Source organism: Xanthomarina arctica (assembly GCF_014638915.1).
Lineage (GTDB): Bacteria > Bacteroidota > Bacteroidia > Flavobacteriales > Flavobacteriaceae > Xanthomarina > Xanthomarina arctica.
Genome location: NZ_BMFQ01000001.1, coordinates 1,166,977 through 1,192,276 on the forward strand (window position 1 = coordinate 1,166,977; position 25,300 = coordinate 1,192,276).

Here is a 25,300-nt window from a genome sequence, read left to right on the forward strand (position 1 = left end):
TGAAAATGATTATAGATGTACACACCCATATAAATAACTACCATGAAGATCGCGTAGTTTCTCTTGAAGATTGTTTAAATCTGCTAACCGAAACGATGGTAGAAAACAAAGTTGATTATTCTTTAGTTTTAACTTCTTACAAGGTCAATGAACACAGGCCAAGCACTAAGCAAGTGGTTGAGGCTATTAAAGGACGGGATAATTTAGGTGTTGTTTCTGGAATTAGTTACCTGAATTATAATTATAAAGACATCATTGAAATTAGTGATTATCTTGAAAGAGGACTTATTAAGGCCTTAAAATTTTATCCAGGTTATGAACCATTTTATCCGAATGATTCCCGACTAAAAGTATGGTATGAAATGGCAATAGAATATGATGTCCCTGTCATGTTTCATTCGGGAGATACCTATGCGCCAACTGGAAAAGTGAAATATTCTCATCCACTTCATATAGACGATTTAGCAGTCGATTATCCAGATTTAAAAATAGTTATTTGTCACGTTGGAAATCCGTGGATTAGAGACTGTATGGAAGTGGTTTATAAAAATCAAAATGTCTATGCGGATATTTCAGGTCTTGTTCTAGGTGATTTTTCTGAAAAGTTTGAACGCTTCATGAAAAAGGAAATCGAAGAAATGATTACTTATGCAGGAGATCCAAATTATTTGTTATACGGAACAGATTGGCCAATTTCAAATATGAAATCCTATTTAAAGTTTATGGATCAATTAGAATTAGATGACGAAAAAAAGGAGCGGATTCTTTGGAAAAATGCAGCCGATCTTTATAAAATAGATGTTAGTAAACTTTAAGCTCTAGAAGTTATAGATTTAAAAAATACAAATCCAAAACCAAGGAATAGCATTAGGTGAAATGGGAATAAACCAAAATCGCCTCCTTGATCGCCTACAATAAAAGCAGAATACATTCCGAAGCCAAAATAGAGAGCTAGTAAGCCTTCAAAAAAAACATAGATAGGAATGTTTTTATTAATGTATTTATTGCTTTTCCAATTATCGGATAAGGCATTGATATTAAATTTTGGTGTTCTAATAAAATCGCTTCGTTTTCCTAAATGACCTTCCATTACCGCAATAGAATTATGTAAAGAGAAACCCATGGCGATAGAGAAGAAAGTAAAGAACATAACAATATATTGTACAAAATCCTTGAAACTATTACCGTAAATTTTCTTGTACATAAACCAATAGCACACAAAGAAAATAACAGAGCTTACTACAAAGAAACTCATCATGTAGAAGTACGGTTTTAAATGCGCGTATTCGTTTTTTATGTACAGCATAGGAATGCTCAATACAGCGACTATTAATACATTTAAAAACATGGTAGAATTTAATAAGTGCAAGAGTCCATGAACTTTTCTTTTCTTTGAAAGTTGTTTGTTAGAAATAACTTTCCATGACATTTTTCTGAAATTCTCAGCACCACCTTTGTTCCATCTAAATTGTTGTGAACGTGCTGCGCTAATAACTATTGGAAGTTCGGCAGGAGTTTCAACATCTTCCAAATATTTAAATTCCCAATTTTTAAGCTGGGCTCTGTAACTTAAATCTAAATCTTCGGTTAGGGTATCTCCTTCCCAGTTTCCAGCATCCAGAATACAAGCTTTTCGCCAAACGCCGGCTGTACCATTAAAATTAATAAAATGCCCTTTGGAGTTCCTGCCTACCTGCTCTAAAGTAAAATGTGCATCAAGAGCAAAGGCTTGAATTTTTGTTAATACGGAGTATTCTCTGTTTAAATGACTCCAACGTGTTTGGACGACACCTATATTCGAGTTTTTAAAATACGGAATGGTTTTCTTTAGCCAATTAGGCTCTGGAAGAAAATCGGCATCAAAGATGGCTATGAATTCTCCTTTTGCAACTTTTAAACCTTCTTTTAATGCTCCAGCTTTAAACCCAGTTCTATCTGTTCTGCAAATGTGAACAATATCCAAACCGGTGCTTTTTAAAGCTTCAATATGTTTTTGTGTCGTTTTTAAAGTTTCGTCTGTAGAATCATCTAATACCTGAATTTCCAATTTGTCTTTTGGGTAATCTATTTTGGATATGTTATCCAACAAACGATCCATAACATACATTTCATTATACACTGGAAGTTGTATGGTTACTAATGGTACTTCAGATGGGTTTGAGAAATTAAATTTAGGCGATTTGTCTTTCTTTTTTTGAGCCGATAGATAATTTGATAGCAGGTTTAGTTGTGCCAAAGCATACATGAAAATAAGTAGCAAAGCAATGGTGTAAACTACAATAATAAGACTGACTAGATACATCATTTAAAACTGTATTTAAAAATCCAACTTAATATTTTAATACCTGCCATAACAGCACCTTCTATAGTTCCTGATACTTTAGAAATACCAATTCTGTTTCTATAATTCACAGGAATTTCAATATAACTCATTTTTTGTTTTAATACTTTTAATTGCATTTCTACGGTCCAACCATAGGTTTTGTCTTCCATGTTAAGTGCTAGTAACTTATCATATTTAATAGCTCTAAATGGCCCTAAATCTGTGAAGGTTGATTTAAAAAAGAGGCTCATTAAAAAAGTAGCTAACCAATTCCCGAAAATTTGTGGTTTGGTCATAGATCCAGTTTCTCTAAGTTGTTTAACACGAGCTCCAATTACAAAATCAATGTTGTCTTCAACAATAGGTTGAATAAGTTTGGTTAATTCTTCTGGATAATCACTATAATCGCCATCCAGGAATACAATGATATCTGGTTTCGAGTCTAACTTTGAAATATAATCCATGCCTTTTAAACATGCATAACCGTAACCTTTGTTTGATTCTTTTAAAACGGTAGCTCCAGCATTTCTAGCATTCTCTTCTGTCTTGTCGGTTGAATTATTACTGATTACAATAATTTCATCAACAATTTCAGGAATATCCTTAATTACATGAGCAATAGAATCGGCTTCGTTGTAAGCTGGAATAATAACTTTAATTTGGTTCATTTAGTGCTTTAAAAACGGTGCAAAAGTACAATAGTTTTATTGTTATTTCTGTTTTAGTAAATCCATTAAATCAACATCGTTTCCTAAAAGGATTTCAGTTGGATTAATACGTCCATCTTCTGGGCCATTTTCTAATTTTAGAACACCTCTTGGGCAAACAGCAGAACAAATACCACAACCTACACAACTAGAACGAACAATATTTTCGCCTTTTTGTGCATAAGCTCTTACATCAATTCCTTGTTCGCAATAGGTGGAGCAGTTTCCACAAGAAATACATTGTCCGCCATTGGTTGTAATTCTGAAACGAGATTTAAAACGTTGTACTATTCCTAAATAGGCGGCTAAAGGACAACCAAATCGGCACCACACACGATTTCCAAAAATAGGGTAGAAGCCTGTACCAATTACTCCGGCAAAAATAGCTCCTATTAAGAATCCATAAATATCTTGAATGGTTTGTGTTTTAATGCCTAAAACAGCTTCGGTTCCTGAAAAATAAGTGTAAAGTGTAAAACCAGTCATCACGATAGCAAATACCAAAACCCCATGAACAATCCATCTTTCAAATTTCCATGCTATTAAAGATTTGTCAGATAATTGTCTGTAAGGATCGCCTAAAGTTTCTGCCAAACCTCCACAGCCACAAACCCATGAACAGTACCATCTTTTTCCGAAGAAATAAACCATGACAGGAACAATTACTAGTGTAAGGACAACACCCCAAACTAAAATAAATAATCCCAAACCACCACTAGCCATAAGTTCGTTTAGATTCCAACTAAAAAAGAAATCGTAATCTAAAGGGAAGGCATTTTTAAAATCGTACCAAGGTTTTTCAAAACGTACTAGAATTTCAGGAATAAGAAAGGCGAATACAATTTGAAAGAAAAGTACAGAGGTTGTGCGTAATATTTGGTATTTGTTATGACGATATTTGATGTACATTCTCACAGCCATAACCGTCATAACCGTACAATATAAAAACCCATATAAGAACCATTGACTGGCTAGGTTGCCGCTTAAATTTTCGCTAATGGGATCCACCACGTAAGTCCAGTTGACAATAAAATCGGGCCTAAAATAAAGGAGCAAGTAAAAGCTAACCAAAAACACAAATGCAAACCAGCCAATCCAACCTCGATTCATGGAAGCATCAAACCAGATGCCATTGTTCTTGATACCTGGACGACCTAAAATAACGACGTTTGGAATGATGTACATTAATGCGCCAAGTATACCCAAGCCAAAAGTTAACCACCAAAAAAGGCTTTTGTTTTCCTTTACAATTCCTGTTCCAGATTTTTTTGCTATTTCATAACTTAAGCTATGTGGTTTGTCCCAAATAACTTTGCCCCATTCACTATTTTGTTTGTAAGTTTCATTTGCAGTCTCTAATGCTGAAGTGATTTCAGATGAAAATGAAAATGGATTAGAAAATTCTTTCCCAACAACATGGGCTTTCATGTCATTAATGAACAGCTCACTTTTTATACCTTTATTACTTACTAACTCATCCAGTATTTGGGGTGTGACTTCATATTTTCCAATGAAAATTAATGAGATAAACACGGTGAGACCTGCTAAGAATAAAGTAAGTCCTATATTTTGGATTGTTTTCATTTATTTAATTGGTTTGAAAGATTCGTTTCCAGCTTTTCTTTTTCAATTGAATGTTTGTATTATTTTCAATATTGAATTTTGCTACGATTTCTTTTTCATGAAGTTTGTAAAATTCTGGGTCAAAATTAGCGTCCGCTAAATGTTCTAAGACGTATTCGACGGATTTTTTTTCAGTCAATACTTTATCAAAAAACTCATGGCGCATGCGTATTCCGAAATTATTAATACCTAAAAATTCGCGGGTATTTTTATCATAATTTATATGAATGCATCTTTTTCCACTTTCGTGTTCCCAATAAAAACGTGCTTCATTTTCTTTAGGTTGCGCCCAAACCCAACCATAGGTCTGGTATTCTATATCAATAAACTTGGCAGAATTAAACCAATGTCCAGGTTTGTATGCCATTCTGTTGCCACAAATAGTTTGTGCTAAAACTTCTCCCATCATACGTCCTGTGTACCAAACAGCTTCAATAGGCCGTCTATTTCCAATGGCTTCGTGTTGTTCAGCACAATCGCCAATGGCATAAATGTTAGGAATATTTGTTTCTAAAAAACGATTGACTTTGATGCCTCGTCCTGTTTCAATATTAGAATTTTTTGCAACATCAATATTAGGTGAAACCCCAGCGGTAAGTCCAACAAGATTACATGGAATTTCCTCGCCTGTTCCTTCAATGATTATAGATTTTACTTGTCCGCTTTCATCTGAAATAACTTCTTTTAGACTAGAAGATAAACGTAAATCAATACCATTATTCAGTATTTCCTTGTTTATCATTTCGCTTTCTTCTTTAGGAAGAACACCATTCCAAAAACTGGATTCACGAACTAAGAATGTTACAGGAATATGTCGGGAATGCAACATTTCTGCTAATTCAATGCCTATTAAGCCACCACCAACAATTACAGCACGTTTGCATGCTTGGTTATTTGGAGCATATACCTCTAAATTTTCTAAATCTTGTTTGCTGTATAAACCTTGAACTCCTTTTAAATCTTGTCCAGGCCATCCAAATTTATTGGTCTTACTGCCAGTAGCAATAATAAGTTTGTCGTAAGATAAGTTGGTGCCATCGGCAAAAAGAAGAGAGCTAGTATCTGTATCGATATGTTCAACGTACCCCGTTTTTAAGTCGATACGATTTTTTTTCCAAAACCAGTCTTCATAAGGTTTTGTGTGCTCAAATTTCATATGACCCATGTAGACGTACATTAATGCAGTACGAGAAAAGAAGTAGTCTGATTCTGCCGAAACAATGGTGATTTGCTTATCGGAAGCTTTTCGGATATGTCTTGCAACTGTAACCCCAGAAATTCCGTTTCCAATAATAACTATGTGTTCCATGAATGTGGTTTAGTTTGATGGTTTGTCGAAAGGTATGTTAAAACCTTAACCAAATAATTTCACTTTGTTTAAATTTAGAGATTAATTAACAGATATGAAGGTCGTTTTCCAGTTTTGTTTGATATTTCTTTTGAGTTCATGTAGCATGATGGACTATAAGCCCGCGAAAATTAATGGGGTGAGTTTTGTGGCATCAAGAGATTCCATTTCGAACAAACATATTAAGCCAGTGGTTAGTTTAAATGCTAACTATGTGGCAGTTATGCCTTTTGGCTTTATTAAAGAGTTGCAGCATCCGGAGATTGTTTATAATACCGGTAGGCAGTGGTTTGGTGAAACTAATGATGGCGTCAAACAATACATTGATGAATTTAATAAGGAAGGTTTGAGCGTTATGTTAAAGCCACAAATATGGGTTTGGCGTGGTGAATATACTGGAAATATAAAAATGGATTCTGAAGAAAATTGGTCAAGTTTAGAAACGTCTTACTCAAAATTTATATTAGACTATGCACAGTTAGCCCAAGAGATGAAAGTTGAAATTTTGTGTATTGGAACCGAGCTGGAACAATTTATAGTCCATAGACCCCAATTCTGGAAAGATTTAATTGGGAAGATTAGAAGTGTGTATGATGGAAAACTTACTTATGCGGCTAATTGGGATGAATTTAAAAGCGTCCCGTTTTGGAGTCAATTAGATTATATTGGCGTGGATGCCTATTTTCCAATAAGTAACTCACAAACGCCAACGGTTGAAGAATGTTTAGAAGGATGGCTGGAACATAAGGTTATTATAGAAATGCTTTCAGAGCAGTATTCTAAACCTGTTTTGTTTACAGAATTTGGGTATAGGAGTGTTGATTTTTCTGGAAAAAAACCATGGGATTATGATAGAAATAACCAAGTTGCAAATTTAGAAGCTCAAGTAAATACAACCCAAGCGCTATTTGAAACATTTTGGCAGGAAGATTGGTTTGCAGGTGGTTTTGTTTGGAAATGGTTTCACGACCATGAAAAAAGTGGAGGTGAAACTAATAACCAATTTACGCCACAGAATAAGCCTGTGGAATTATTAATACAAAAACAATATAAAACGTTTTAATAAGGTTTTGAATGTTTCTTAATCTAACATAATTACTAAATCTTCAGAGTTAACCATAACCCCAGCCTTAAGTACCAATTTACTAATAATTGCGTCTTCATTTGCTGTAATAGTCGTTTCCATTTTCATGGCTTCAATTATAAACAACGGTTGATTTTTAGTTACTTTTTCACCTTTCTTAACCAAAATGGTAGAAAGTAAACCTTGTAAAGGAGCTCCAATTTCTTTTGAATTGGATTTGTCTGCTTTTACATTTTCAATTTTATTAACTTTAATCGATTCATTCTTTATTTGAACAGAGCGACCTTGGCCATTCACTTTAAAATAAACAGTTACCATTCCGTCATTGTTAGCATCCCCAACAGATTCCAGATTGATAAGTAGTGTTTTTCCTTTGTCTAATTCTACAATAATTTCTTCGCCAATCTCCATGCCATAGAAGAAATTTTTGGTCGGTAAATTCATTAAGTTGTCATATTTCAAATGCTTGTTATATGAGTCCGTAAAAACTTTTGGATAGAGTTTATAAGATAGGAAATCGGTTATTTTAATTGGTCTACTTAAATCTTTTTCAAATATTTTTTTGAAGTCTTCATATTCGGCATCGAAATCTAAAGGAGCCATATGAGCATTTGGTCTGTCTGTATAAGGTTTTTCGTCTTTTAAGATGAGTTTCTGAAGTTCTTTTGGAAAACCTCCAACCGGTTGACCAAGATCACCTTTAAATAAGCTGACTACAGATTGTGGAAATGAAATGGTATCTCCTCTCTCTAACACGTCCTGAACTGTTAAGTTATTACTTACTAAATATTGAGCCATATCTCCAACCACTTTCGAGCTTGGTGTTACTTTTATAATATCTCCAAATAACATGTTGACATCGGCATACATGGCTGTAATTTCATGGAATCTATCTTCCAAACCAAGTGCTTGTGCTTGAGGTTTTAAATTTGAATACTGTCCTCCTGGAATTTCATGTTTAAAAACTTCTCCAGATCCGGATTTTAAACCAGATTCAAATGGGTAATAATAATCTCTAACCGTTTCCCAATAGTTGGAATAATCGTTTAAAGAATCGATATTTAAATGACTTTCCCTGTCTTGAAACTTCATCATTTCAACAACCGAGTTAAAATTTGGTTGCGAAGTTAATCCAGATAAACCACCAAGAGCAACATCCACAACATCTACTCCAGCTTCAATAGCTTTTAAATAAGTAGCAGATTGAATGGACGAGGTATCATGGGTATGTAAATGAATAGGAATATTTATTTCTTGCTTTAAAGCTGAAATTAATTCGAAAGCAGCATAAGGTTTAAGTAAACCGGCCATATCTTTGATAGCAAGAATATGTGCCCCAGCATTTTCAATATCTTTAGCTAAAGTGGTATAATATTTTAGATTGTATTTTTTGTTTTCAGGATTTAAAATATCTCCTGTGTAGCAGATAGAGCCTTCGGCCAAACCTTGAGTTTTGGTTCTAACATGTTCAATACAAGGAGCAATGGATTTCATCCAATTTAGGGAATCGAAAATTCTGAAAATATCAACACCGTTTTCCCAAGATTGTTCTACAAATTTTTCAATAAGATTGTCAGGATATGCTGTGTAACCAACGCCATTGGAGCCTCTAATTAACATTTGAAGTAACACATTAGGTATAGCCTTTCTCAATAATTGTAGTCTTTCCCAAGGGTTTTCTTGTAAAAAACGCAAGCATACATCAAAAGTAGCTCCACCCCAAACTTCCATACTAAAGATGTTCGGGTTGTTTTTTGCATAACCTTCAGCTACTTTCATCATATCGAAAGTACGCATTCTGGTGGCTAATAAACTTTGGTGCGCATCGCGCATGGTTGTATCCGTAAAATGAATTTTCTTTTCATCTTTAAGCCATTGCGAAAATTTATCTGGACCTAATTTGGTAAGCAAATCTTTAGTCCCTTCTGGGTAACTAGCATTTGGATTAAACTTTGGAACAATAGGTTTTACAAATGTTTTAGTTGGATCTATTTTTTTAACATCAGGATTACCGTTAACAATAACATCTCCTAAATAAGTTACTAATTTGGTAGCTCTATTTCTAGGAGCTTTAAAAATAAATAAATCTGGATTTTGCTTGATAAAATTAACAGTTACATTTCCTTTTCTAAAGGTTTCATGCTGTAAAATATTGTCTAGAAAAGACATGTTTGTTTTGACACCTCTTATTCTAAATTCGGCTAACGCACGACGTACTTTTCTACAAGCGCCATCTAAAGTTCTACTGTTAGCAGTAACCTTTACAAGCATGGAATCGAAAAAAGGAGAAACAATTGCTCCTTGGTAAACAGATCCAGCATCTAAACGTATTCCGAAACCAGAAGCACTTCTGTAAGTAGTAATTTCTCCATAATCAGGTTTGAAATCGTTTTGAGGATCTTCAGTAGTAATTCTACATTGAAGCGCGTATCCAGTAACCTTTACCGATTCCTGATTTGGTATTTTTATTTGTTGATCGGCTAATTTATAACCTCCAGCAATAAATAATTGTGTTTTAACTAAATCGATATTTGTAACCACTTCCGTAACGGTATGTTCAACCTGAATACGAGGGTTCACTTCTATGAAATAAATTGAATCGTCGTCATCGACTAAAAATTCAACTGTTCCAATGTTATTATAATCTACAGCTTTACAAATTTTAATAGCATACTTGTAAAGTGCATCTTTAGTTTCTTGTTTTAAATCGTAAGAAGGCGCAAACTCAATTACTTTTTGGTAGCGTCTTTGTACAGAACAATCGCGCTCAAATAAATGCACGGTGTTTCCATAATTATCTGCAACAATTTGAATTTCTATATGTTTTGGATTCTCAACAAATTTTTCAAGAAAAACGGTGTCATCACCAAAAGCATTTAAGGCTTCACGTTTACTTTCGTTGAAAGCTCCTTTTAATTCTGAAGCTTCTCTAATGACTCGCATCCCACGACCACCACCACCAGAAGCGGCTTTAAGCATGACCGGATAACCAATAATTTCGGCTTCGCTTAAGGCCGTTTCAATATCAATTAAAGGTTTTACGTTGCTACGAATAATTGGAATGTTGTTAGCTACAGCTACTTCTTTAGCGGTAATTTTATCTCCAAGTGATTTAAGAACAGACACTTTTGGGCCTACGAAAATGATGCCGTTCTCTTCACATTTTTGAGCAAACATGGCATTTTCAGAAAGAAAACCATAACCAGGATGAATAGCATCTGCACCACATTCCAAGGCTACTCTAATAAGTTCGTCTATGTTTAAATAAGGTTTTAACGGATCGTTATCTTCACCAATTTGGTAAGATTCGTCAGCTTTGTATCGATGTAATGAATATCTATCTTCAAAGGTGTAAATACCAACAGTTTTGACATTGATTTCTGTGCAGGCTCTAAAAATTCTAATGGCAATTTCTCCTCTGTTGGCTACAAGTACTTTTTTGATTTTCATTTTCTAGTTGTGTGTTTATTGGAAATTTAGCGAATGTTCGCTACAAATGTAGCAAACGCCGATTAATTTATCAAAAATTATTCAATCAGAAAGTTACAGCTTATTAATAAGTTTTAAGCAATATTTTTTTTATAATATCTGTGAAGTTCTTCTGGCGAAGCCCCAAACCATTTTTTGACATAGATAGTCCAGAAATGGTATTGTAATTTCCAAATGCCATGTTTTTCATAACGCCTGGATGAGGTTATTAATTTTTTATTGATGACTTTAAATTGTTTGCGTTTATAAAGCTCGTTAATAAGAATGTTGTCTTCATAAATGATATAATTTTCATCAAAACCACCAATATCTTGGAACAATTTTTTGGTAATAAACTGGCTTTGATCTCCACCTCTAGAAACTCTCCATTGAAATTGGGTTAGCCAGCTTGCTAAACGTAACCACCAATGCTTGTCGTTAAATTGTAATCTAAAACATCCAGCTAAATGACCTTTTTCAAATTCATTAATAATATGTTGGTCAAAGTTTTTAGGAGGATAAGAATCTGCATGTAAAAAATATAAAATATTGCCTGTAGCAATCTCAGATCCGGAGTTCATTTGTTTTGCTCTTCCTTTAGGACTTTCAATAAAACATAATTTAGGATTAGATTTTTTTTGAAAAAAGGAGGTGGCTATGTTTTGAGTGCCATCCGTACTGCCTCCATCCACAACAAGGATTTCTGCTATATTTTCTTCTGAAGAGTTTTCTAATAAATAAATTAGTAGATGTTCAATAGTTTCAGCTTCATTTAAAATAGGAATAATGATGCTAATTTTATTCATTCAAATCCCAATTATAATCCTTGTAGCTCTTTTTTGCGTTTGGTGAAATTTCAATTTCCGAATAGTCATTTAGAAAATCGATGAGAGTCCCGTTTTGTGTGAAATCTTTAGAAAACCAGCTAAATATTTTAGAGATTTCTATGTTGTTTTGAGAGATCTCATTACGGTTTTTATCAGCCAAAAATTCTTCAGTAGCAACCGTTAATTGCAAATCTAGTTTTGAAGGCACATAAGCTTCGTTTAATAATTTTGGACAAGAAACAGAAGCACAAACAATAGCAAAATGAATTCTAGGCTCATTCATTTTTCTTAAGATTTCATGCTCAATTTCTGATAGAGACATAGGGTTTTTACCAATTGGAATAAATTCTTGATCCCATGGGTTTTTAATGTCTTTAATGCTTTTAACTGGATAATTATCGATAATAAGTTTTATGGTAAATGCATTGTAGGCATTAATCCAATAGCTTAGGGTTTCGTTTTTAGACCAGGAATCTTTTGGTTGATTTTTGGTGAATTCATCTAAACTGGATTGTAATAATTGTTTATCGGTTAAGATGGTTTTATAATTCACTTCACCCAAACTATTCACATGTTTTTGAAGCAATTTATCCAAAGAATTGTATTTCATTGTTTGAGCTTTTGCTGTTTGAAAAACTGTTGCTAAAACAAATAAAATTATCAAAAGAGTTTTATTTTTCATCTTTATGTTTGAATTTGAGCGGGTATAATTCTTGATTTACAAAATCTTTAGGAAATATGTCATCATCAGAAAAACCCAATTCAATATCTCTGCCATTCTCTGGAATGTAGTCCGTTTTAAAAAGATAATCCCAAAGACTTAGAGTAATGCCATAATTAACGCCGTACTTGGTGTGTTTAGGAAGCTCTTTGGCATGGTGCCAAATATGCATTTTAGGATTGTTAAAGATGTATTTTAATTTGCCATAATCCCAACCCAAATTAGCGTGGTTTAAATGACCAATCGTGATATTGAAAAAATGAATAATAGCGACATCTAAAGCATCAAAGCCACCGATGATTGCTAACGGAATATATAAAAGTGACTTGTAAACCACAGGTTCCATCCAATGATAACGTAGATGAGCCGCGAAACCCATTTCTTTCACTGAATGATGCACCTTGTGGAAATTCCATAGAAACGGCACGCGATGTAATAAGCGATGCGTATTCCATTGCACAAAATCTGCTACAATAAAGAAGATAAATAAACCTAAAGCTTTTGGAAGCTCGTTGATAGCTATTAACTGAAAGCTACTAAGAGATAAACCAACTAATCCTAGAATGTCATTAAAGAATTCTGCAACAGTGTTTGATAAGGCAATAAGAACAATAAGGTTTAATAAAAAGAAATTAAAGAACATATAAAAGGTGTCCAGCCAGAAATCTTTTCTAAAAATAGATTGTTCTTCTCTCCATGGAAAGGCAATTTCGAGAATCCAAACAGCTAACGATATAAGGATTAAACCGTAAAAATAGTTGTCCCAATGGGTTATTGAAAACATCTCGGTTTTGAGATAATTCCAATATCCAGAATAGGAGTTTTGTATTAGTTCTAAGTATTTTTCCATTTATGTTTTGAAATCTGAATGTGATTAAACAACAAGCTTTTTTTTGATACCTACAAGGTTTTAAAAACCTTGCAGGATAAGATGAAACCTGAAAGGTCTATGCTAAAGTGTTTTAATCAATTCCCTAAACAAGATAATCATTTCTGGTTCAGCTTTTCCAGCCATGGCAATTATTTCATTGATATTTACGGGTTTAAGGTTTTCTGGGTCGCATTCATCCGTTAAAACTGAAACCGCTGCCGTTTTTAAATTTAAATGATTGGCAACAATAATTTCTGGAACGGTACTCATTCCAACGGCATCTGCGCCAATAATTTTAAGCATTCTGTACTCAGCTCTAGTTTCTAGTTGAGGTCCAACAACACTGGCATAAACACCTTCATGAAGTGTTATGTTGTTTGATTTTGCAATTTCTTTAAACGTCTTATTTAAGTCAAGGTTATATGGTGCGCTCATGTCTGTAAAACGTTCCCCTAAAAGTTCTACGCCTCTAAACGCAAGAGGAGAACTTCCTTGAAGATTGATGTGGTCGTCTATTAACATCAGTTCTCCCTTTTTGAAGTTTTTGTTGATAGCCCCAGAAGCATTAGAAACCAAAAGCGTTTTTATACCTAATTTTTCCATAACACGAACTGGATAGGTTACGTCTTGCAACGAATACCCTTCATAAATATGAAATCGGCCTTGCATGACAATTACTTTTTTTCCTTCTAAATTTCCGTAGATAAGTTTTCCTTTGTGAAACTCGACGGTTGCCGTTGGAAAATTAGGAATGTGATTGTAACTAACTTCGGCAAGAATTTCTATATCGTCAATTAATTTTTCTAATCCTGTTCCTAGAATAATGCCAATTTCAGGATTTATAAATCCTTTTTCTTGTAAATATTCTGCTGTTTCTTTAATGTATTTTATCATCTGTAATTAATTCATTAAGTGTTATATTGTCTTTCATGTCTTCAAAAGTATCTATGTCATTTAAAGTCTCTAATTGAAAAACGTTTAAATGTTCTAAATCTTTTAACGTGCTTTCTAAAACGGTTTCGGTTCCCCAAACTTTGTTTTCAAATATGTTAAGATGCAGTTGTTTCATGCCTAATAAATAATAGCCACCATCCAAAGCAGGGCCTAAAACAACATCGTGAGAATCTAATTTAAGAAAAGCATCTGTAATATGTTCTGTCTTTAAGTCTAAAATATCACTGCCAACTATCATTATTTTTTCATAACCTGAAGTAAAGAGATCGGTAAAGGCATTTTTCATTTTAATACCTAAATCGTTTCCTTGTTGGAGTTTTTTTATAAAGGTGTCATCATTCCAAATATCATTTTTATGAATATGTTCAGAGTAAAAAACCACTTTGTCAGCCTTTACTTTTTCAGTAATATCAACTGTATGTTGCAATAAATGTTTGTAGATTTTTAGAGCGGCTTCATCACCAATAGTTTTTGCTAAACGCGTTTTACATGTTCCTAGTTCCGGATTTCTGGTAAAGATAATCAGGGCTTTTTTTGAGGTTGGAAAATGAAAATCGAAATTCATTTCATTGTCACTATTCGTGTCTTTTGTGCTTAATATTCCCATGGGTTGAAAAAAATAATTAGTTGAAAACTTTTTCTCCTGAAGTTAGCCATTTGCTCCATTCTGGTGAAAACGTATGAATTTTTTCAGTTAGCGTTTCGGTACTGTCGTAAACTTCAAATCCGTTGTTCTTCCATTCAAAAATACCACCATATAGGTTAAGAACATTGGTGTAACCCGCTTTTGTGAGTTTTTTAGCAATATTTTCAGAGCGAATTCCTAAAGAACAATAAACGACTATTAGTTGCTGTTTGTTGTTTAATTGTAAGGTTGTTTCTTGTAAATCAAATTCATTATAGCCAACAGGAATGGCATTTTTTAGGTGACTCACCTGGTACTCATTGAATTCGCGAGCATCCAAAATGATAGCTTGAGTTTTTGGCATGGCTAATTCTTGCACGGAAATATAGGCGACATTTTTGGTGTTGTATTTTTGAAGCAAATCTTCCAGAGTTTCTTGTGCTGAAAGCGAAAAGGATGCAAATGTGAATAAAAAAAGGAATGTCAGTTTCATGTGTTTTATAATATAAGATCTAAACCTTGCAAACTACTTTCAAAAGCTGGTAGGATCTCGGTATTGTCCCAAATACCTGAAATTATGGTATTCGCATAAGCTTCAGGTAGTATGCCGTTTATCATCAAAGAATTTGCTAACTTGTAATTGTAGTTTAGTGTATGATGTTTAAAGGTTAACTCATTATTTTTATCGTCCAAAATCGCATACCAAACAGTAGGTTTGCCATCGTTAGCAGGCATTCCAATAACGCCTGGATTTAGCCATAATTTAGTGTCTTTTTCATCTTGGAAAGGCAAACCGCAATGTCCTGCAATTATAACCTCACTTTTGGTCGCTTCAAAATTAGATTGCTTACGTCCCCAAGGTGTTGATTTAAAAATAAATTCCGAAACATTAAAATAGGAGCCATGTAACACGGTGACTTTCTTTCCTGCATAATTAAATTGAATATGGTCTGGTAAGGTTGCAATAAATTCCAAAGAAGATTTTGATAGTTTACTTTGAGCATAAGGATACCAGAGTTGCGAATATCCATCGCATGTAGAGCCTTTTTTAAAATCGCAACCACAATCTGTAGCTTCTTCCCGCAATTGTATTTCTACATTGCCAACAATGCTTTGGGCTTTCCATTTTTTAAAGGTTTGAATGGTTTCTTCAGGTTGAGCACAATAGCCAACAATATCCCCAGTACAAATGCAATTTTCAGGAGGAATTCCCTCAGCTTTAGCCACAGCTATTAACGCTTCAAGGGCTTGAAGATTACTGTACACACCACCAAAGAGCAGTACTTTACCAGATAGTATTTCTAAATTCTCTATTTTTTTATCCATTTTGGAATCATATATAAAATTATGCAACTTGTAATTCCCCAAATATTAACCCAGAGTAATTCGGCATATTTTCCTTCAGTAAAAATAAGTGACTTTGGGAAAATTTCGAACACTAGAATAAATCCAAATATCAAGCCACAAATAACACTCAAGTAAAAACTAATTTTTGGGACTTTCATATTCCAAAACATAAAAACGGGGGTTAATCCAATAACCATGGTGCCTGAAACTGTGGTTGCAGATAAAATTTCAGCATTTAAAAATACAGGAATGGTGCCCAATACAGCAATTAAAGCCATAGAAATACGTCCAAAAGTAAGGCTTTTATTCAAGTTTAAATCTATGGCCAAGAGTTTTGAAAAAGATGAAAAGGTAGAATCCAATGTGGAAGCAGCCGAGGTTATCATGATAAAATTAATAACTAATAAAACAACAATACCAAAGGCTTTTCCAACTTCTACAGCAGCCTGACCTTTCATGCCCTGTGTATGTGCGTACACCCCAATAATGCTAAATAAAATAATACAAAGTGCGCCTAAAACACTTGCCCATAGAAAACTTTTACGCGTTACTTTTGGCGAACTTATAAAGGCTCTATCTGTTAAAACAGGATCGTGAAACGGGTAACTAAAAGATTGAATAATGGCGGCGAAAAACAGATTAAGGCCAAGCTCAAAGCTCCAAGTTCCAGAGGTTATAATATCTTTTGTGGTGAAATTATCAACCGATAGGACATTCCATAGAATAACAATTAATAGCACTGAGAATAAGCCCATTTGTATAACATCTGTAAAAATAGAGCTACTCAATCCGCCTTTAATAGCATATGCCAAGGTCAAGAGTGTAAAAACAATAATTGCCCAATAATAGTTTGCACTACCCATTTCGCCAAAGTAACTACCAATAACCATGGTGTTACTCCAAACTTCGTTGAAAAGCCTAATAGCAATTAGAATTGAGAATAATGCCATAGCTCCTTTCCCAAATTTTGTGGTTAAGAACTGATGGATGCTCTCAAAGCCTCCTTGAGTTCTAATCTTGTAAATTAGCAAACCTGCGACGGCAAAGGATAAATAATAACCTGCATAAGCGAGACCTCCAACAATGCCAAAATCCATCCCTAGATTTGCTGCGTTGGTAATACTTTTGGCGAAAATCCATGAAATTATTAAACTACCAGTAAGAATAAAGGTGTTGGGGGCTTTATGTTTCCTAACGGCTTTAAAAAATTGGTCCGTTGTTTTTGCTAAGGGAGATAGGAAAAACAATATGAAGCTCGATAAGATGATTAATGCCCATTGATAATTGAGAACGCTCATTCAATTATTAAGTTACATTTCCTTGACAACTACTGCCTGCTCCAGCTGTACATCCATAACAATGTTGTGAAATAACAATGTCTCGTCCTTCTAATAGTTCTTCATTAAAATCTGAAATATGCCTCGATTTACTATTTACGGGGAGTTCTAACATTTGGTTGAAGTCGCAATCAAATAAATAACCATCCCAACTTATAGACAAGGTGTTTGTGCACATAACATTTGAAACAGCTGCAGGATTATAAGCTTCAACTAAAGAATACATATAATCTTCGTAATTTTCACTTGCAATTAGATAATCTAAAAAACGTGCAATGGGTAAATTAGTAATTGCAAAGAGATTGTGGAATTCAATGCCAAAATCGTCCATCAAGGCTTTCTTAAAGTCTTTTTGCATGGCGGCTTGATCTCCTGGTAAAAAGGCACCAGATGGATTGTAAACTAAATCTAATTTCAGATTACTTCCAGGCATGCCATAACCAATAGCATTTAGCTCTTGCAGAGCTTTAATTGATTTATCAAAAACACCATCACCTCTTTGTTTATCCGTTTTTCCTTTGGTCCAGTGTGGCATGGAAGATACTACGTGAACATTGTGTTTTTTAAAGAACTCCGGTAAATCGTAATATTTTTTGTTTGCTCTAATAATGGTTAAGTTGGAACGTACAATAAAATCTTTGATTCCAACTTTGGCGGCCTCTTCCACAAACCATCTAAAGTCTGGATTCATTTCTGGAGCACCACCAGTTAAATCTAAAGTGTGAGCGCCAGATTTTTTAATAACCTCAAGACACTGTTTCATGGTGTCTCTAGTCATAATTTCTTTCCTGTCTGGCCCAGCATCTACATGGCAATGATCGCAAACTTGGTTACACATGTATCCAACATTAATTTGCAAGATCTCTAGTTTTTTTGCTTTAAGAGGAAATTGATTCGTTTCTGATATTTTATCTTTAAACGTTGGTAATTCACCATTTTTAAAAATACCATTTGAGAGTATTTTTAGTTGTTTATTGCTTTGCGCTAAATCACTTCCTAGTTTTTGTAGGGATTTTGTTGCCATTAATTGGGTTTCTTATTTACAATTCTTACGAAATAAATGAAGGAAAGGTTTTATTACTAACCGTCTAATTTATTTACTTTATTCATCATTTGTACTCCATGCACTAAAGTTGCACCACCACGAATGGCAGAAGCAACGTGTAAGGCTTCCATCATTTCTTCTTTGGTAATACCGCGTTTCAAGCTGTCTCCAGTATAGGCATCAATACAATATGGGCATTGAATGGTATGTGATACGGCTAAAGCAATTAGGGATTTTTCTCTTTCAGAAAGAGCTCCTTCTTTAAAAACACTGTTGTAATAATCGAAGAATTTGGAGCCTAATTCTTCATTCCATTCAGATATTTTACCAAATTTCTTTAAGTCGGCCGGGTCGTAATACGTTTTTTGCATGTTTCTTTTGATTGATTTAAAAGATGAATTTACTTATATAAGTCGGAGCTAGTTATTAAAGTTTACATAAAATTGTAAAACTACTTTTAATGTCCTACTTCTAAGGTATGGCGTGTATTTGTAGAAAAGTAGGAGAATGCTATCAAATTTACTTGCATATTAGCTTTTATTTCTTTAAAATATTTTGGGTAAATTAATTGGGACACAGGTAGTTCACTCATTATGCCTGATTGCAAATTTAAATGATTTGCTTTTTGTTAAAATAATAAAAAATAGTTAGATTTGAGGACTGTTTTTTTGAAGGAAGAGAGGTTCTCTTTCTTATAAAAAAATAGAGCAAGCAATAAATTTTTTGGGCTCTGCTTTCCATAGAAAAAGTATGAAGTTCCATTTTACTATTAACTTTTAACAAGCTTAAAAAACACTAACTCAAGTTCAACTAAAACATTACGTTTATTATGAAACACTTAAAATTTCGCTTTTCACCTTTATGTTTATTTTTAATATCCATATTATTTTTAGGATGTTCTGAAGGGAAAACTTCTTCAGACTCTCAAAAGAATATAGATCTAGTTAATAAATATGTTCAGGCAGTAGAAGCTTTAGATTATGAAGGCATGGGGTCTTTGTTAGATGAGAATTATATAGGAATAGGACCTTCTATAGGAGATTCTATTAATAAAAGTAATGCTTTAATTAACTGGGAAAAGAATGCAACAACTTTATACCAAAGTATTAAATACAAGAAATCTCGTACTTTTTCGGTATCAGTTACTGATGGAGATCAGCCAGGGAATTGGGTTTCAAACTGGGCAGAAGTAGCGATTACTTATCAAGGTGATAAAGGATCTGTTGATTTATTGGCCAATACCATCTATAAAATTGAAAACGATAAAATTGTTGAGAGCTACACTTTTTATAATGAAGCAGATGCTTTAGAACAATTAGGATATGTTTTTATCAATGTTAATAATCTATAATAATCAGAACGATGTTAAATAAACAAATATTAAGTACCTTTTTAGTAGTCTTTATGTCTATGAGTTACCAAGTCTCAAATGCTCAAGACAACAATCCTGGAATAGCAAAGAGTTTAGGATTGTATGTTTTTCCTACAAAGAATCAAAGTGCGGATCAGCAATCAACAGATCAAATGGATTGCTATACATGGGCAAAACAACAAACAGGAGTTGACCCAATGAATCCACCAAAAGCTACAGCTGCTCAAGTTGAGAAAGGACCAGATGGTTCTTTACTAATTGGAGGTGCTGGAGGTGCTGCTGCTGGTGCTGCTGTTGGAGCCATAGCTGGTGACGCGGGAGAAGGTGCTGCTATTGGAGCTGTTCTTGGTGGCTTACGTAGAAAAAGAGCTTCTATGGCTGCAAAAGAACAACAACAAGCTGCTAATAATCAGGCAGCAACTGCTAGTGATCAACAACAAATGGGCGATTATAAAAAAGCCTTTACTGCTTGTATGCAAGGTAAAGGGTATACTGTACAATAGACCTTAAATACATTTCAATATATTTCTGAAGCTCCACCTGTTTATATTAGGGTGTGAGCTTCAGTTTTTTTAGGGCGTCCCCTTGTGCTTTTAGTTTATTTGTGGACTTAATTTTAGATAGGAGATACATTAACTAGTAGTAATTTGTGATGCCCTATTTTATTTTTTCTTTCACAAAGCAGATTATCTGGTAGGGAATTTTAATGGCTTCTACTCGTCCCTTCGAAAAGATAGGCTATTTGACTATACTTTTTGTGCTTGAAGAGTTCGATCAATAAATTGGGGGAGCTAGACAAAATAAGACCAACTTTGTTTTTTTAATTTATTTCACCCGGATTCACTACGGATTCACTACGGATTCACTACGGAGTTAGTACGGAGTCTGACCCGTCCTAAAATAACTGCACAGATTTATTCAATTTTCTGATAAATAGAATGAATGGAAATAATTTATACTGTTGGTTTATAATTATGATCAGTTGGATATCTTTTTTTTATCAAATATTATTTTCGCATACTTCTAACGATATTCACAAAAGAACAATTGTTATATTCTGAAATTTTTGAAGAGTTTCATGTATATTTATCAAGGAAGAATAATTTCCTATTTACAGCTGACACATATTATAGAAAAACATCATGAAATCATCAAAAAAAATTGGACTTGTATTATCAGGAGGAGGTTATAGAGGAATCGCTCATATAGGTGTTTTAAAAGCCATGGAGGAACTGGATATTAAACCAGATTACATTTCTGGTACAAGCGCAGGCGCCGTAGTAGGAGCACTTTATGCTGCTGGGCATTCTTGGAAAGAAATTTTGAAATTGTTTACTAATATTGAGTTGTTTTCAATCCATCATTTTGCGATGCACAAACCCGGTTTATTTGATGGGAAGAAACTTGCAAATCAAATAAGTTCCTTTTTTAAAGAAGATAGTTTCGAGAGTTTAAACATACCGATGTTTATTGCTACCACAGATTTGCTAGAAGGAAAAACACAGTTTTTTTATAATGGAAAGATTGTGATTCCCATGATAGCATCTGCTTCCGTTCCAGGGGTTTTTTCGCCGGTAGAATTTAATAACTACCTATTATGTGATGGTGGTGTTACAAATAATTTCCCGATTGAACCATTACTAGTATATTGTGATAAAATTATAGGAGTTTATCTCAATTCGCTTGAAGAAATTACAAAGGAAGACCTAAAGACAACGAAATCTGTCTTGGATCGAAGTTATAAAATTGCTAGAGTTAGGGAGACGAAAGCGAAATTTCAAGACTGTGATGTCCTTATTTCACCAAACGACATTGGCCAATATGAAGTGTTTTCAAAAGCTCACATAGATACCCTCTTCGAATTGGGATATCGCGAAGCAATTCAAAAATTAAGTGTAATGCCATTTGTTACTACGAAATAACAATTATATAGATCACTATGGAATAAAGTATTGACCTATAGTGGTAACCAATTATTTTGATTAATTTTATACTTAAATTAAAACCAAATATTAGAAATTCATTTAACATGAAAAAACAATCCTTAAATAGTATTGCATTAACAGCTTTTAGTGCCTTTGCATTAATGACAAGTTGCGAGCAAGCAGAGAAGAAAACGGCAGATGCTGAGCCTGTTGTAACGAAAGAAGTAGTAACTTCTGACGAAGGTCTTACACCTGAAGAAAAGAAAACAAAAGCAGCTTCCATACCAGACAAGGTACAAACTGTAGCAGGAGAGCTTACATTTTTTGATGGTGTACCAACAGGTAATACAAGCGAATTAGTATATGATTATCTTGACCGTGCTAGAGGTGTAGACGTTTTTCTTGATAATGTTGGGCCAATATCTATTTACAGTCTTCAGGTTGCTGTAGCTGCTCAAGGCGCAGATGCACCTAATAAAGTAGCTATTTGGGAGCAGTTAATGGATTCTCGTACGCCTGTGATTACCGCTAACACCTCTACCATGTATGCGTATTTTTGGACCGACTTAGCAAAAGACGGCCCAACGGTTATTCAGATTCCACCAGGAATGCTTGGTTTCATGGACGATGCTTGGCAACGTTATGTTGGCAATATGGGTGTAGTAGGCCCAGATAAAGGTAAAGGAGGAAAATACCTTGTAATCCCTCCGGGATATACTGGTGAAATCCCTGAAGGTTATTTTATTTTAAAACCACCAACATTTAGAAACTTTATTTTCTTGAGAGGTTCAATTGCTAAAGGCTTAGAAGCTGCCACGGAGAACTTCAAACAAGGCCTGAAAATTTATCCTTTAAAAGATAAAGCCAACCCAGCACCTACCGAATTGGTAAACATGTCTGGACGTTCTTTCCAAACTATTTTCCCGAATACTATAGAATATTTCGAAATGTTGAACGCTATTGTTCAAGGTGAGCCAGATGATGCTATCGATGCAGAAGTTCGTGGTGAATTAGCGGCTATTGGAATTGTAAATGGAAAACCATTTGCACCAGATGCGCGAATGACTAAACTTCTTACCGAAGCGGCAACTTTAGGTAATGCGGCTGGTCGTGCCATTACATATGCACCTCGTATTCCTGGTGTAGAGATTTATCCAGGAACAAAACACAACTGGGATATGGCTTATGCTAGTAAAAACACGTCGTTTGAAGCAGACGGTATTATGGATTTAGATGCTAGAGTATTTTTCTACTTTAATGCAGGTGGTGTAACCCCAGCAATGGCAGTAACACATGCAGGAGCTGGTTCTGATTATGCCTTAGGTATGTTGGATAGTGATTCTAAGCCTTTTGATGGTTCTAAAACCTACAAATTACATTTGCCTCCAAACGTACCAGTAAACGATTTTTGGGCAGTGACGCTTTATGATACGCAGACACGTTGTATGTTGCAAACAAGTCAATTATTCCCTACGGTAGGTAGTCAAACTGATGGTTTTGTTAAAAATGAAGATGGATCTTACGACCTTTATTTTGCACCAAAAGCTCCAAAAGGGCATGAAAGCAACTGGTTAGAAACTGTGCCAGGTAAAAGTTGGTTTAGTATTTTACGTTTGTACGGACCACTTGAAGCATGGATAGATAAAAGTTGGATACCAGGTAATATTGAAATGGTAAAATAATATTTAGAAGTAATTTATTTAAAGTACGGTTTAGCTTGAAAGAGTTAATCCGTATTTTTTTATAAAATTATTAGAGTTTTAAAATTGGAAGACAGTAACATCCAAGATCGATTTATTCACTAAGAATGGGAACCTATGTATATAACAACTTTAACTTCTAAATTGTTTTATTTTAATAAATTATTACCTTGCATAAGAATACTAAATTGTATTATTTAATTTTAGAAACACGAATCTCATGAAAAAACAATCATTTAAAATTATTGCTATAACCATTTTCAGTGGCTTGACACTGATGCTTGGTTGTAAGCAAGCCGATAAGAAGGCAGAAGAAACGAAACCTGAAGTAGCGACTCTTAGTCCTGAAGAAGCAACAAAAATAGGTGTTGAAGGCGTGGTCTACGGGATGCCTCTAGTTATTATGAATCTAACTAAAAACGTCTCTACAAATGTAGCTGGCCCAGAACCAGACGCACATGCTCCAATCAATCAATTTGGTAATATGGCCGCTTATCCGCCGGCGTCAGACCACAGCGTTGTAAGAATGAATGTGGACACACTGTATTCTTGGGGATGGCTTGACCTATCTGATGGACCAGTAGTTGTAACCATTCCAGATACTGGCGATAGATACTACTTAATGCCATTGGTTGATGCATGGACAAATGTATTTGCTTCTCCAGGTAAACGTACTGGAACTAAAGCTGGAAATTTTGTTATTACCGGTCCAGGTTGGAAAGGTGATATCCCTGAAGGTATGAAAGTTTACGAATCTCCAACCAGTATGGTTTGGACCCTTGGTAGAACTCAAGCTAATGGACCAAAAGATTATCCTGCAGTTCACAAAATTCAGGATGGTTACAAAATTACACCGCTTAGTGCTTGGGGAACAGATTACACAGCGCCTGCTGGCGTTGTCAATGCTGATATAAACATGGATCCTCCAATAAAGCAATTGGAAGCTATGAATACAACTGAGTTCTTTAACGCGCTTACGGAACTTATGGTTAAAAATCCTGCTTATGCTGAAGATGCACCAGCCTTAGAAAAACTTTCCTTGATTGGTGTTGTTCCTGGGAAGGAATTCGACCTTTCTAAACTAGATCCAGCTGTTGCCAAAGCACTTGAGAACGTGGTTCCAATGGCTTTAGGTAAACTAAAAACAGCTCCTCTTGCTGCACCGGTTGACGGTTGGGAAGTCCCTCCTGCTAAAGTTGCAGATGCTGGTACTGATTATGGTTTACGTGCTGTAGTTGCAATGATTGGCCTTGGTGCAAACATTACTGCTGACGCTATTTATCCGAACGCTTTTGAAGATGCAGATGGAAACAAACTGAATGGAGCTAATAATTACGTGCTTCATTTTGACAAAGGAGAAACACCACCTACAAATAGTTTCTGGTCTTTGACTATGTACAATGCAGAATCTTTCTTTGTTGAAAACCCGATTAATCGCTACAACATCGCTGGTTGGATGCCATTAAAATACAATGACGACGGATCACTAGATGTTTACATCCAGAAAGAGTCTCCAGGAAAAGCAAAAGAGTCTAACTGGTTACCTGCCGCTGCTGGAACATTTAGTGTTACTCTTAGAGTTTACTGGCCTAAAGAATCTATGATTGATGGAAGTTGGAAAACTCCAGGAATCAAAAAGGTTAACTAATAATAGAAATTTATATTCTTAATTTATTTAAAGTACGGATTGGCTTGAAAAAGGTGCTCCGTACTTTTTTATGGAATAAAATCAATTAAAGATAAAAATGGTATTGTAGGAGGACAAATAGGATATTGGCTCTGGGAGAATTTACTACAAGCTATTGGTAAATACAGTTCTGCTTATGTGAGCCAACAACGTTTAAAACAAAATTTCTATCAGATTAACTTAACTTTTATGACCAATGCTTTAACTGGAACTAAATCGGCTAAAACTTCAGTTAGCAAATAGAAAGAGAATATTCATTTTAGTTAGCAGTGCAAAATAATTATTTACGTAAACTGTGTTCTCTAAAAGTTTAAAGATATTATGACTTAAATTGTC

General features: G+C 34.5%; 22 protein-coding genes. 7 read left to right on the top strand and 15 right to left on the bottom strand.

What is annotated here, in order from left to right; translation table 11 throughout:
* Positions 1-5: 5 nt before the first annotated feature.
* A complete protein-coding gene (locus IEV77_RS05055) occupies positions 6-815 on the top strand; it encodes an amidohydrolase family protein (protein ID WP_188462443.1) in 810 nt (269 codons plus the stop codon).
* Here IEV77_RS05055 and IEV77_RS05060 read toward each other — a convergent pair.
* The 4 genes from IEV77_RS05060 to IEV77_RS05075 are packed head-to-tail and all read right to left on the bottom strand — an operon-like array spanning position 812 to position 5,962.
* Entirely contained in the window at positions 812-2,302 is a 1,491-nt protein-coding gene (locus IEV77_RS05060; protein ID WP_188462984.1) for a cellulose synthase family protein, read from the bottom strand. The genes IEV77_RS05055 and IEV77_RS05060 overlap by 4 nt on opposite strands.
* Complete coding sequence (locus IEV77_RS05065; protein ID WP_188462445.1) at positions 2,302-2,991, bottom strand: glycosyltransferase family 2 protein; 690 nt, start codon at positions 2,989-2,991, stop codon at positions 2,302-2,304. The genes IEV77_RS05060 and IEV77_RS05065 overlap by 1 nt, the downstream gene beginning before the upstream one ends.
* Before the next feature lie 42 nt (positions 2,992-3,033).
* Positions 3,034-4,614: a 4Fe-4S binding protein gene (locus tag IEV77_RS05070; RefSeq protein ID WP_188462447.1), complete on the bottom strand. Its 1,581-nt coding sequence runs from the start codon at positions 4,612-4,614 to the stop codon at positions 3,034-3,036.
* Between the two features lie 4 nt (positions 4,615-4,618).
* Positions 4,619-5,962, bottom strand: a complete 1,344-nt coding sequence (locus tag IEV77_RS05075; RefSeq protein WP_188462449.1) for an NAD(P)/FAD-dependent oxidoreductase — start codon at positions 5,960-5,962, stop codon at positions 4,619-4,621.
* A gap of 145 nt (positions 5,963-6,107) precedes the next feature.
* On the opposite strand from IEV77_RS05075, the gene IEV77_RS05080 reads away from it, so the two are divergent.
* Complete coding sequence (locus IEV77_RS05080) at positions 6,108-7,064, top strand: glycoside hydrolase family 113 (protein ID WP_229736580.1); 957 nt, start codon at positions 6,108-6,110, stop codon at positions 7,062-7,064.
* Positions 7,065-7,082: 18 nt separating this feature from the next.
* Here IEV77_RS05080 and IEV77_RS05085 read toward each other — a convergent pair whose 3' ends face one another.
* The 11 genes from IEV77_RS05085 to IEV77_RS05135 form a co-directional block, all read right to left on the bottom strand.
* Entirely contained in the window at positions 7,083-10,535 is a 3,453-nt protein-coding gene (locus tag IEV77_RS05085; RefSeq protein WP_188462453.1) for a pyruvate carboxylase, read from the bottom strand.
* Between the two features lie 113 nt (positions 10,536-10,648).
* Positions 10,649-11,359 (bottom strand): TIGR04283 family arsenosugar biosynthesis glycosyltransferase, encoded by a 711-nt coding sequence (locus IEV77_RS05090; RefSeq protein ID WP_188462455.1) that lies wholly within the window; start codon positions 11,357-11,359, stop codon positions 10,649-10,651.
* Positions 11,352-12,044: a DUF547 domain-containing protein gene (locus IEV77_RS05095; RefSeq protein WP_229736581.1), complete on the bottom strand. Its 693-nt coding sequence runs from the start codon at positions 12,042-12,044 to the stop codon at positions 11,352-11,354. The genes IEV77_RS05090 and IEV77_RS05095 overlap by 8 nt, the downstream gene beginning before the upstream one ends.
* Before the next feature lie 7 nt (positions 12,045-12,051).
* Entirely contained in the window at positions 12,052-12,951 is a 900-nt protein-coding gene (locus tag IEV77_RS05100; protein ID WP_188462459.1) for a sterol desaturase family protein, read from the bottom strand.
* A 102-nt stretch (positions 12,952-13,053) separates the two neighbouring features.
* Complete coding sequence (locus IEV77_RS05105; protein WP_188462461.1) at positions 13,054-13,866, bottom strand: purine-nucleoside phosphorylase; 813 nt, start codon at positions 13,864-13,866, stop codon at positions 13,054-13,056.
* Complete coding sequence (locus IEV77_RS05110) at positions 13,850-14,533, bottom strand: TIGR04282 family arsenosugar biosynthesis glycosyltransferase (RefSeq protein WP_188462463.1); 684 nt, start codon at positions 14,531-14,533, stop codon at positions 13,850-13,852. Before IEV77_RS05110 ends, IEV77_RS05105 begins: the two co-directional genes overlap by 17 nt.
* Before the next feature lie 16 nt (positions 14,534-14,549).
* Positions 14,550-15,044, bottom strand: a complete 495-nt coding sequence (locus IEV77_RS05115; protein ID WP_188462465.1) for a rhodanese-like domain-containing protein — start codon at positions 15,042-15,044, stop codon at positions 14,550-14,552.
* Positions 15,045-15,049: 5 nt separating this feature from the next.
* A complete protein-coding gene (locus IEV77_RS05120) occupies positions 15,050-15,877 on the bottom strand; it encodes a metallophosphoesterase family protein (RefSeq protein ID WP_188462467.1) in 828 nt (275 codons plus the stop codon).
* Positions 15,862-17,196 carry a sodium:solute symporter family transporter gene (locus IEV77_RS05125; protein ID WP_188462469.1) on the bottom strand — a complete coding sequence of 445 codons (1,335 nt, stop codon included), beginning with the start codon at positions 17,194-17,196 and terminating at the stop codon, positions 15,862-15,864. The genes IEV77_RS05120 and IEV77_RS05125 overlap by 16 nt, the downstream gene beginning before the upstream one ends.
* 7 nt (positions 17,197-17,203) lie before the next feature.
* Positions 17,204-18,259, bottom strand: a complete 1,056-nt coding sequence (arsS, locus tag IEV77_RS05130; RefSeq protein ID WP_188462471.1) for an arsenosugar biosynthesis radical SAM (seleno)protein ArsS — start codon at positions 18,257-18,259, stop codon at positions 17,204-17,206.
* Between the two features lie 56 nt (positions 18,260-18,315).
* Positions 18,316-18,651, bottom strand: a complete 336-nt coding sequence (locus IEV77_RS05135) for an arsenosugar biosynthesis-associated peroxidase-like protein (protein WP_188462472.1) — start codon at positions 18,649-18,651, stop codon at positions 18,316-18,318.
* 458 nt (positions 18,652-19,109) lie between these two features.
* On the opposite strand from IEV77_RS05135, the gene IEV77_RS05140 reads away from it, so the two are divergent.
* The 5 genes from IEV77_RS05140 (at position 19,110) to IEV77_RS05160 (ending at position 24,925) form a co-directional block, all read left to right on the top strand.
* Positions 19,110-19,631, top strand: coding sequence for a nuclear transport factor 2 family protein (locus IEV77_RS05140; protein ID WP_188462474.1), 522 nt, complete (start codon positions 19,110-19,112; stop codon positions 19,629-19,631).
* A gap of 11 nt (positions 19,632-19,642) precedes the next feature.
* Complete coding sequence (locus IEV77_RS05145; RefSeq protein ID WP_229736582.1) at positions 19,643-20,155, top strand: hypothetical protein; 513 nt, start codon at positions 19,643-19,645, stop codon at positions 20,153-20,155.
* Between the two features lie 639 nt (positions 20,156-20,794).
* A complete protein-coding gene (locus IEV77_RS05150; protein WP_188462476.1) occupies positions 20,795-21,574 on the top strand; it encodes a patatin-like phospholipase family protein in 780 nt (259 codons plus the stop codon).
* Between the two features lie 107 nt (positions 21,575-21,681).
* Positions 21,682-23,259, top strand: a complete 1,578-nt coding sequence (locus tag IEV77_RS05155) for a DUF1254 domain-containing protein (protein ID WP_229736583.1) — start codon at positions 21,682-21,684, stop codon at positions 23,257-23,259.
* 238 nt (positions 23,260-23,497) lie between these two features.
* A complete protein-coding gene (locus IEV77_RS05160) occupies positions 23,498-24,925 on the top strand; it encodes a DUF1254 domain-containing protein (protein ID WP_188462478.1) in 1,428 nt (475 codons plus the stop codon).
* Positions 24,926-25,300: the final 375 nt, after the last annotated feature.

Coding starts and splice junctions, on each gene's coding strand:
- IEV77_RS05055 (WP_188462443.1), top strand. CDS start 6: ATGATTATAGATGTACACACCCATATAAATAACTACCATGAAGATCGC.
- IEV77_RS05060 (WP_188462984.1), bottom strand. CDS start 2,302: ATGTATCTAGTCAGTCTTATTATTGTAGTTTACACCATTGCTTTGCTA.
- IEV77_RS05065 (WP_188462445.1), bottom strand. CDS start 2,991: ATGAACCAAATTAAAGTTATTATTCCAGCTTACAACGAAGCCGATTCT.
- IEV77_RS05070 (WP_188462447.1), bottom strand. CDS start 4,614: ATGAAAACAATCCAAAATATAGGACTTACTTTATTCTTAGCAGGTCTC.
- IEV77_RS05075 (WP_188462449.1), bottom strand. CDS start 5,962: ATGGAACACATAGTTATTATTGGAAACGGAATTTCTGGGGTTACAGTT.
- IEV77_RS05080 (WP_229736580.1), top strand. CDS start 6,108: ATGATGGACTATAAGCCCGCGAAAATTAATGGGGTGAGTTTTGTGGCA.
- IEV77_RS05085 (WP_188462453.1), bottom strand. CDS start 10,535: ATGAAAATCAAAAAAGTACTTGTAGCCAACAGAGGAGAAATTGCCATT.
- IEV77_RS05090 (WP_188462455.1), bottom strand. CDS start 11,359: ATGAATAAAATTAGCATCATTATTCCTATTTTAAATGAAGCTGAAACT.
- IEV77_RS05100 (WP_188462459.1), bottom strand. CDS start 12,951: ATGGAAAAATACTTAGAACTAATACAAAACTCCTATTCTGGATATTGG.
- IEV77_RS05105 (WP_188462461.1), bottom strand. CDS start 13,866: ATGATAAAATACATTAAAGAAACAGCAGAATATTTACAAGAAAAAGGA.
- IEV77_RS05110 (WP_188462463.1), bottom strand. CDS start 14,533: ATGGGAATATTAAGCACAAAAGACACGAATAGTGACAATGAAATGAAT.
- IEV77_RS05115 (WP_188462465.1), bottom strand. CDS start 15,044: ATGAAACTGACATTCCTTTTTTTATTCACATTTGCATCCTTTTCGCTT.
- IEV77_RS05120 (WP_188462467.1), bottom strand. CDS start 15,877: ATGGATAAAAAAATAGAGAATTTAGAAATACTATCTGGTAAAGTACTG.
- IEV77_RS05125 (WP_188462469.1), bottom strand. CDS start 17,196: ATGAGCGTTCTCAATTATCAATGGGCATTAATCATCTTATCGAGCTTC.
- arsS (WP_188462471.1), bottom strand. CDS start 18,259: ATGGCAACAAAATCCCTACAAAAACTAGGAAGTGATTTAGCGCAAAGC.
- IEV77_RS05135 (WP_188462472.1), bottom strand. CDS start 18,651: ATGCAAAAAACGTATTACGACCCGGCCGACTTAAAGAAATTTGGTAAA.
- IEV77_RS05140 (WP_188462474.1), top strand. CDS start 19,110: ATGAAACACTTAAAATTTCGCTTTTCACCTTTATGTTTATTTTTAATA.
- IEV77_RS05145 (WP_229736582.1), top strand. CDS start 19,643: ATGTTAAATAAACAAATATTAAGTACCTTTTTAGTAGTCTTTATGTCT.
- IEV77_RS05150 (WP_188462476.1), top strand. CDS start 20,795: ATGAAATCATCAAAAAAAATTGGACTTGTATTATCAGGAGGAGGTTAT.
- IEV77_RS05155 (WP_229736583.1), top strand. CDS start 21,682: ATGAAAAAACAATCCTTAAATAGTATTGCATTAACAGCTTTTAGTGCC.
- IEV77_RS05160 (WP_188462478.1), top strand. CDS start 23,498: ATGAAAAAACAATCATTTAAAATTATTGCTATAACCATTTTCAGTGGC.